General features: G+C 34.9%; 5 protein-coding genes. All 5 read left to right on the top strand.

The genetic code is table 11. The features are described 5' to 3' along the window. Positions 1-145: 145 nt before the first annotated feature. A complete protein-coding gene (locus ACTTKP_RS10935; RefSeq protein WP_442553934.1) occupies positions 146-844 on the top strand; it encodes a response regulator transcription factor in 699 nt (232 codons plus the stop codon). Positions 845-846: 2 nt separating this feature from the next. Further along, positions 847-2,511 (top strand): sensor histidine kinase, encoded by a 1,665-nt coding sequence (locus ACTTKP_RS10930; protein ID WP_442553933.1) that lies wholly within the window; start codon positions 847-849, stop codon positions 2,509-2,511. Between the two features lie 159 nt (positions 2,512-2,670). Then, a complete protein-coding gene (locus tag ACTTKP_RS10925; RefSeq protein WP_442553932.1) occupies positions 2,671-3,279 on the top strand; it encodes an ECF transporter S component in 609 nt (202 codons plus the stop codon). A 280-nt stretch (positions 3,280-3,559) separates the two neighbouring features. After that, the gene (locus ACTTKP_RS10920) at positions 3,560-5,269 is read left to right on the top strand and encodes a GGDEF domain-containing protein (protein WP_442553931.1); all 1,710 of its coding nucleotides are present in this window, start codon (positions 3,560-3,562) and stop codon (positions 5,267-5,269) included. Further along, a partial coding sequence (locus ACTTKP_RS10915) for a hypothetical protein (protein ID WP_442553930.1) occupies positions 5,269-5,492 on the top strand: 224 nt, incomplete at its 3' end. The genes ACTTKP_RS10920 and ACTTKP_RS10915, both read left to right, overlap by 1 nt.

Raw genomic sequence — 5,492 nt, 5'->3', positions numbered from 1 at the left:
AATTATAAATTCAGTGGAGAATATAAAGAATGTCATGCAAGCTATAACTAAAACTTAAGGAATTCTTAAACATTTACTCCATTTATTCTTAAAACAATATCAGCTATACTCTAATTACACTTAAGTGAAAGAGCAGGGAGGAAACATGTACAATATATTAGTCTGTGATGATGAAAAGGACATAGTATCAGCTATCAAAATTTATTTTGAAGCAGAGGGCTACAAGGTATTTACTGCTGAAAACGGTAAGGAAGCCCTAAACATTGTGGCAAAAGAAGAAATTCATTTAATTCTTATGGATGTAATGATGCCGGTAATGGACGGAATACAGGCAGTCAGAAAACTTAGGGAAGACAGCATAATTCCGGTAATTATGCTTACTGCAAAAAGTGAAGATGTGGACAAAGTCCTTGGACTTGGGATAGGGGCAGACGATTATGTGACCAAGCCTTTTAATCCCATCGAGCTTATAGCCAGAGCCAAGTCACAAATCAGGAGATATGTAAGATTTGGCGGACAGCCTGAAAAACCTGATGATAAAGTTCTAAGCCTTGACGGACTTGTATTAGATGATGGTGCAAAAGAAGTACAGATTGACGGTGAAAAGGTAGACCTCACACCTAAGGAATTTGAGATTCTTAAAATGCTTATGGTTGAAAAAGGCAGAGTGTTTGCACCTGAAACCATATACCGCAAGGTATGGGGTGAAGAGCCTTATGGAAGTGAAAGCACAGTTGCAGTACATATCAGGCATTTAAGAGAAAAAATAGAAATAAACCCATCCGAGCCACGCTTTATTAAGGTGGTTTGGGGACAGGGGTATAAGGTAGATAAGGAAAGGTAGTTATGGAAGAAAAGAATGAGATTGAAGTAATAAGTAAAGTAAAAGAGAAGAAACAGTATGACAGCTTTATATATTCTCTGCCGTTTAAGACAGGGGCGGTGATATCCTCACTATTATTGATAATACTTGGGATAGCCTCTGTACTGGTATTTCTCTGGCTTTGGAAGAGCGGTATTTATAAAATGACAGATGCCAAATTAAATCAGTTTATATCCCAATATGAGATTATTAACTCTTCGGGGACAATATTGTCAATGGTTAATTTTATTATCAACTTGAGATTTGCAGTAATTCCGATAGGAGTTGTCTTAGGTATTCTGTATTTGATTGATATGGCCTTTATTTTTGCATTCACAGGGCACAAAAGAGGTAGCAGCGAAATTACGAAGTTTCCGACAGCCGACTGGCCGTTTGATGTGGTTTGCATACTGTATTTATTAATTTTTACAATTTCTTTTAACATATCAGATGCAGGCAGAGATAACCGCTGGTTTGTTTCCCTGGGAATGGTTATGTTTGTAATATTCCTTGTAATATTATATTTTGCAATGTTATCATTTCTGATGAATTTTATTGTAAATATTAAAGCAAAGACTTTATTTAAGAATATGCTGATAGTCAGATTTTTCAGATATATTTTTAGAAGCATAGGAAAAGCATTGAGAAATGCAGATGTAACTAAGAAAGCTGTTTTATATTTTGGAATATTTGCAGGCTCAGAGTTTGCTATATTATTGATGTTTAGTATGATTGGCACAGAAGGAACAAGTGCATTGTTATTCTTGTTGTTTTTAGTAAATATATTTATTTTTATAGTGATTTACAAGGTTATGACAGGTGTTAAAGAAATTGAAACTGCCGAGCAGAATATAATTGCGGGAAACCTTGATTATAAGCTGAATACTGCTAATTACAAGGGAGACTTAAAGATAATTGCAGAGGGCTTGAATGAAATAGGTACAGGGCTTGAAAATGCAGTAAGCGGAAGGATGAAAAGTGAGAGATTTAAGACAGAACTTATAACCAATGTATCACATGATATAAAGACTCCGCTTACTTCAATCATTAACTATACAGATCTGTTGAAGAAGGAAAATATAGAAACTGAGCCTGTTAAGGGGTATATTGAAGTACTTGACAGACAGTCGGAAAGACTTAAAAAGCTTATAAATGACCTGCTTGAAGCCTCAAAAGCCTCTTCCGGTAATATAAAAATGGATATTGCAGAAGTAGATGCAGGGCTTATGCTTGAACAGGTATACGGAGAGTATCAGGATAAGTTTGAAAAGGCAGGACTTACAGGCATAGTCACAAAACCTTCAGAAACCGTACATATAAAAGCCGATGTAAATCATCTTTTCAGGGTTTTTGACAATATTCTGGGCAATGTGGTAAAGTATGCCCAGCCTGATACCAGAGTGTATATAGACCTTATTAAAAATGCAGGTAAAGTAACTATAGCCTTTAAGAATATTTCCAAAGAGAAACTGAACATAACAGGAGAGGAGCTTATGGAACGCTTTGTAAGAGGTGACAGGTCAAGAAACACAGAGGGAAGTGGACTCGGACTTTCCATAGCCAAAAGTCTTACTAATCTCATGGGTGGAGAACTTGAAATTATAGTGGACGGAGATTTATTTAAGGTTGAGGTGAGGTTTGAGGCATAGATGGGGAATTAAACTGGAACTATTAAAAAGTTAAAAATTGGATATTTATTACAGACCAAAAATCCTATATACTGTCCGTGGATTGTAAGAGACTGGCAGTCCTATGACAGGAGCTGATTATCCAGATGAGGAATCAGCTGTATTAAGGAGGATATGAGTATGAGTAAAATGGAAAAAGAATTAAGGGTTGTAGGAGGAACAAGTGAAAATATAAAGAAACTTGCACTAGCAGCCTTATTCGCAGCCTTGTCTTACATAGGTTTTCAGGTGTTTCGATTTGATATTCCGGTAGGTACTGATAAAACAGCATTTCATTTGGGAAATACCTTTGTGGCACTTGGAGCTTTGTTCATAGGTGGCGCTATGGGAGGGGCAGCAGGAGCAGTCGGTTTAACTATTGCGGATTTAACCAGTGGTTATGCTACAAGTGCTCCAAAAACATTTATCTTAAAACTTTTAATAGGGCTTATAGTAGGGCTCATAGCACACAGAGGCTTTAAGATAAATGAAATTTCTGAAAAAAAGAAACTTTTACTTGCCACCGTATTATCAGCTGGCGGAGGTCTTATGTTTAATATAGTCGCAGATCCTTTGGTTGGATATATATACAAACAGTATGTACTGGGTATGCCGCAGGAAATATCAGCAGCTTTTGCAAAGATTGCAGCACTTACAACTTCGGTAAATGCAGTTACTTCTGTAGTATTTTCTACTTTGCTTTATCTTGCATTAAGACCTGTATTAAAGAAAGAAGGGTTTTTAGGTTAAATTATGAAAGGCACATAACTCCAATCCGTTATGTGCCTTTCATAATTTAAAACGATGATATAAGTGTAAACAGTATAAAAAAAGAAATTATTATCTTCTGACACACAAAAATATGGATGAACAGTTATTTTTTTGTAAAAAAAGATTGCGGATATAGCATACCTTTTTGTGAATACTTATAAATAAATGTTGTTATTATTAAAAACCTTGATAAAAGTTAAATTTTAAGGTATATTGTATATGGAGAAAATGTATCAATCTGTATTTTCGGAGGAAAAAAGTGAAAAAACATGAAAAAAGTTCTGTTTTTGATTTTATACTGATTACTATTTTGTTAATTTTCATAGGTTACATAGTGTTTATGAAGATGGATAATTCAGTTTACAGAATTAGAGATGGGAGAAGTTTAGAGGAATTTTCAGGTTCTTGGTATACAACTGATGACAAGGAAATCTCGTTGGAAGATGTAGGAAAAATTGCCACTAAGAATAGTAAGGGGGAGTTTGAAATATACATTCACCATACTATACCGGCATATTTAGTTTCTGATACATTTTTAAATTTTAGGAGTAAAAATTTAAGATTTCAGGTTATTGTCGACAATGATGTAGTTTATAGTTTTATGCCTGAGGCTCAACAGCTCTTATCTAAGGGTAATGGTTCAAGTTTTCACAGAATCTATATAAATAGAGAAAGTGCAGGTAGAGAGATAGGAATGAGGCTTTTTCCCATGTACAATGATAGGGGAAGTCATATAAACAACATCTATTTGGGCAGGGTTTGGGATTATTTTGGAAAGATATTAGACCAAAGTTTCTTTGGCTTTCAATTTAGTATTATGACAGCTTTAATAGGCTTAATGCTTATTATAATATCGTTTATGTCTAAGTTAGAGAGTGGACATAATGAAAGAAACAGAGTTTTGGGAATACTCACACTTTGTGTCGGTATGTGGGCAACAAGCGAGACACTGCTGCCACAGTTTTTGTTTGGATATTCATCTAAGCTGAATGAGATTAATCACCTTTTAATAGTTTTTATGCCCTATTTTTTCATAAGTTACCTTTATCAGGATTTAGCATATAGCAGAGATATTCTAATAAAGATATCCTTTGGGGTAACGGCAACAGAGCTGGTTGCAATTACAGGAATGAGTGTAGTAGGAATTATGGATGCACATGAGTCTATACATATAATTCATGTCTGTTTTGGAATAATACTTTTGATTTCTGTTATTGCAATTATTGAAAATATATCTTATTGCAAAAAAAATAATATCAAGTACAAAATGCTGACAATAATACTTTCAATAAGTGTGTTAGTATTAAGTGTAGTTTGGGATTTGCTAACTTATTATCTTGACTATGATGGAAGAGAAATCGGTTCTATAATGAGACTTGGTATTTTAATAGGAGTACTTATACTGGTAGGAGATTCACTTAAGAAGCTGTTTGAAGGTATAAAGAGTGTCGAACTGACTGAAAAAGTTGCTGAAATTTCATATGTTGATAGTTTGACAGGCTTTGCAAACAGAAGTGCCTTTGAGTTAAAGAAAAAAGAAATTCAAAATAAGGCTGATAGTGGAGAGTTTAAAGAAATTTTAGTCGGCAGGTTTGATATAAATGATTTGAGAAAATTAAATGATAATTACGGCAATAATTATGGTGACCGCCACATCATAAAATGTGCTGAGATTATAAATGAGGCTTTTGGGAATAGCGGATTTACTTTCAGAGTGGATGGAGATGAGTTTGCCTTGTTAATCATAGGAGACGGCTCGGAGTACATCTATGAGAGAGGAATTTTGAAACTAAAAGAACTTGAAAGGGAGTACAATAGGACTCCGGATTTGATTATGCCGCTTTGTATCGCCCACGGCTATGCCGTATATGACAGAGAACATTTTGATTCTCTTGAAAAGGCTGAAATGGAAGCGGATAAGAGAATGCATGAATTTAAGAATCGGATGAAGAAAGGAGCGATAGTTTAATGGAGATAAGAGAGAGGTTTGAGAGTTTATCAGCAAAACTCTATGGGAGACCGATAAGGCAGTGTACGGAGGCAGAGCTTTTTCATACATTGCTGGTATTTACAAAAGAACTTATGGCTGATAAACAGCAGATTTCAGGAGAGAGAAAACTCTACTACATTTCTGCAGAATTTCTTATTGGTAAACTGCTTAGCAACAATCTTATAAATCTTGGTGTATATGA

The organism is Catonella sp. (assembly GCF_052169795.1).
Classification (GTDB): domain Bacteria; phylum Bacillota; class Clostridia; order Lachnospirales; family Lachnospiraceae; genus Catonella.
This window is presented reverse-complemented; position numbering and strand designations above follow the sequence as displayed.

Excerpts from the sequence above, each read along its gene's own strand:
- ACTTKP_RS10930 (WP_442553933.1), top strand. The coding sequence starts at position 847 with ATGGAAGAAAAGAATGAGATTGAAGTAATAAGTAAAGTAAAAGAGAAG.
- ACTTKP_RS10925 (WP_442553932.1), top strand. The coding sequence starts at position 2,671 with ATGAGTAAAATGGAAAAAGAATTAAGGGTTGTAGGAGGAACAAGTGAA.
- ACTTKP_RS10935 (WP_442553934.1), top strand. The coding sequence starts at position 146 with ATGTACAATATATTAGTCTGTGATGATGAAAAGGACATAGTATCAGCT.